Genomic DNA, 3,663 nt, shown 5'->3' on the forward strand with positions numbered 1-3,663 from the left:
GCTAAGAAAGAATTAGTTAGGACATAGACTAATGATAAATCTTAGACTAGGAAACGTTTTTCTAACTGTTCTCTGCTATATGAAAATTTGGTCTAACTTTTGTGTATATTATAATTCATTTTACTCTCAATTTGGAATCTAGGTTTGATAATTAGAATTAATTCATAGATCGAAAATATTATTAGTTAATCTGAATTTTTAGCAGAATTATGAAAATTATAAATCTGATTTTAACTCTTATACTTTCTTTTAGTGAAAGTGCCGTATATAATCAAAGTCAAAATTACAGCAATTCCCCCTTTTATGAGGTACATATATTTAGGGTTTTAGGGAACAGGGAACAGGGAACAGGGAACAGGGAACAAGTAATAGATATGGAAACAAAAAAAATATTCCCGATTGTCAATTGTACCTCATTCGTACGGAATTTGCTGTATCATATAAATCACAAAATTAACTATGATTATCAACACAAAAAATNATTACAGCAATTCCCCCTTTTATGAGGTACATATATTTAGGGTTTTAGGGAACAGGGAACAGGGAACAGGGAACAGGGAACAAGTAATAGATATGGAAACAAAAAAAATATTCCCGATTGTCAATTGTACCTCATTCGTACGGAATTTGCTGTATCATATAAATCACAAAATTAACTATGATTATCAACACAAAAAATCTTTAATTATCCTGACTCAAAATCAAGCAGAAATTGAAGAATTTAAACTAAGAGAAGAAATTCGCGATCGCGTCCGAGAAGAGGTAGATTATACTTTTCGTCATGCCACATCATTACTTAGTGTTTTTCTGATTGTCTTGACTTTTTTTCCTGCTTCGGCAGCAATTTGGATTTGGTTTCTTCAGGCAAAATTGGCTAACAAAATTGAGATTACAGAACAAGAAATTGATAGTTTTAAATATGACACAATATCTCAACTGAAAGAAATAGTTGGTGAGGCTCAAATTATCTTAGATGAACTGAAGGAACAAAGTCATAAAGCTGATGAAAAAATTGAACAACTGCAAAAGGATACTTTGATTCAATATTCTGCTGCCCAAGCTGATAATTCGGAGCCGTTAATGATGGCGAATGATTATGCAAAACAAGCCGATCAATTTTTCTTGGCAGGTCGGTTGAAAGAAGCTATTAATGCTTATAATCAAGCTTTAAAAATCTATCCAGAAATGGCAGATGTTTGGAATAATCGTGGTGTGGTTTTGACAAGATTAAAGATGTTTGATGAGGCAATTTCTTCTTATGATCGAGCTTTACAAATTCGGGCTGATTATGCAGATGCTTGGAATAATCGGGGTGTTTCTTTAATAGAATTGCAGCATTATCAAGAGGCGATTAATTCTTTTGAACAAGGGATAAAGGTTAAACCTGATTATGCAGATGCTTGGAATAATCGAGGGGTTTGTTTAGCAAAAATTCAACAATATCAAGAGGCAGTTAAGTCTTATAATCAGGCAATTGCTATTAGAAATGATTNGAGGCGATTAATTCTTTTGAACAAGGGATAAAGGTTAAACCTGATTATGCAGATGCTTGGAATAATCGAGGGGTTTGTTTAGCAAAAATTCAACAATATCAAGAGGCAGTTAAGTCTTATAATCAGGCAATTGCTATTAGAAATGATTATAGTGATGCCTGGAATAATCGCGGTGTTTCTTTAATGAAGTTGGGAATTTATGGAGAGGCGATCGCTTGTTTTGATAATGCTGTAAAAATTAAACCAGACTTTTTTAGTGCTTGGTATAATCAGGCTCGTTGTTATAGTTTGAAAGGTGAGGTTAAAGTAGCTTTAAAAAGTTTGGAAAAGGCGATTAGTTTGAATGGTGGAAACTGTCAGGAAATGGCAAAAAATGAACCTGATTTTGAGAATATTCGGGGTAATGAATTGTTTCATAAATTGATTGCTGTGTAGGTTGGGTTGAAGCATGAAACCCAACAATTATTATCTAAAATGGTGCCCTGCGACGGATTGTTAAATACCTGATAATACCAAGTAGTCCAGTAGGGTGCGTTAATGAAATGTAACGCACCATTTTTAATCAACCGGTTATTCTAAAATGGTGCCCTGCGACGGATTCTTAAATACCTGATGATACCGAGTCCAGTAGGGTGCGTTTAGCGTTCCGCACAACGCGCGTTAACGCTACGCGACATGTTTGCGCAGCATTCCCTATACGAAAAATGAAATGTAACNGTAGGGTGCGTTTAGCGTTCCGCACAACGCGCGTTAACGCTACGCGACATGTTTGCGCAGCATTCCCTATACGAAAAATGAAATGTAACGCACCATTTTTAATCAACCGGGTATTACCATTCTGGTGCCCTGCGACGGATTGTTAAATACCTGATAATACCGAGCAATTAATGCCGTCTAACACACCCTACTCAACTTCTCCTCATAAATTGAAAGTTAGTCCAGTAGGGTGCGTTAATGAAATGTAACGCACCATTTTTAATCAACCGGGTATTACCATTCTGGTGCCCTGCGACGGATTGTTCAATACCTAATAATACCGAGTAATTAATGCCGTCTTTTCATGTCCGCTCTTAGCGGAAACACACCCTACTAGCTGGACTACTCCTGTCATTGCGACTGGAACGGAGTGGAAGGTTTGCGGAGCATTCCGGAACGGATAGCAATCTCAGTTCATAGAATTGGGGGCGGGTTTATCTAATCTTCAGGTAAAAACTCATAAATTTAACGCTGAACCCGCCCCTACGAAACTAATTTTTCAACTCCTCTAATACCTCCTCAGTAATCGGATTTTCACCCTTTTTCAATGTCTCTATCCAACCTTCAACTTTTGCTTTTTCCTCCCCATCTCTCACCGAATCTACATACACTTGAAAATCCTCAACTGCTCCCTGATAATCCCCAGTTAATGCCCTAGCTACACCGCGACTATGCAGAATATCACCATTATTAGGACTCAATTTAACTGCTTTTTCACAGGCAAACATCACATCTTTTGCCTGATTATTTAAGCTGCCAAACTTACATAATTCTCCCCAATCATCAGCAGCTATTTCTAACTCTGAATCTAACTTTTGTGCTNCCTCTTCTATTTTTCCCTGTTTTGCTAATTTTTTACCCTCTTCTACTTTGCCAGTAGTAAAGAATTTATTCGCCACAACTTCCGGGTTTGTTTCTTTAGCTTTTGTATCAGGATAGAGGTCAATTTCTGGGTCCAATTCTTGGGCGCGTTTCAAGATAGAAACTGCTGCCTCAATTTCCCCTTTTTCCGCTTTACTTTTAGCTTCCGCAATTACACTACGATGAACCGGAAGTTGCTCACAAGTTCTCTCATATTTATCCAACCTACTGTTCATATACCGTTGCCACTCCTCCACTGTTAAATTCCGACTGAGGCGACGACAAGCTTCTGTAATTAAACCTTCTGGCGTTGCCCAATGTAGGCGGGCAGTTTTGTCAAAACTTGCAGTAGCAGTGGTTTTACCGTCGGAGCTAAAAGCTACTGCATATACCAAACCCTCGTGGTTGAGAGTAGCTAATTCTTTGCCAGTCTCAGCATTCCAGAGGCGGGCGGTTTTATCAGCACTTGCAGTAGCAATGGTTTTACCGTCGGAGCTAAAAGCTACTGCATATACCGCACCCTCGTGGTTAAGAGTAGCTAATTCATTGCCAG

2 protein-coding genes and 1 pseudogene are annotated in these 3,663 nt (G+C 37.9%); 2 read left to right on the forward strand and 1 reads right to left on the reverse strand.

Annotated elements, in window-relative coordinates:
• Positions 1-1,083: 1,083 nt before the first annotated feature.
• On the forward strand, positions 1,084-1,492 hold a 409-nt coding region (locus AFK68_RS41115; protein ID WP_246844025.1), incomplete at its 3' end, for a tetratricopeptide repeat protein.
• A 28-nt stretch (positions 1,493-1,520) separates the two neighbouring features.
• Positions 1,521-1,928: a tetratricopeptide repeat protein gene (locus tag AFK68_RS06090; RefSeq protein ID WP_246844026.1), complete on the forward strand. Its 408-nt coding sequence runs from the start codon at positions 1,521-1,523 to the stop codon at positions 1,926-1,928.
• A 1,144-nt stretch (positions 1,929-3,072) separates the two neighbouring features.
• Here the strand turns inward: AFK68_RS06090 and AFK68_RS43305 are convergent.
• Positions 3,073-3,663: pseudogene (locus tag AFK68_RS43305) on the reverse strand (WD40 repeat domain-containing protein); the annotation flags it as partial.

The organism is Hydrocoleum sp. CS-953, assembly GCF_002260545.1.
Lineage (GTDB): Bacteria > Cyanobacteriota > Cyanobacteriia > Cyanobacteriales > Microcoleaceae > Trichodesmium.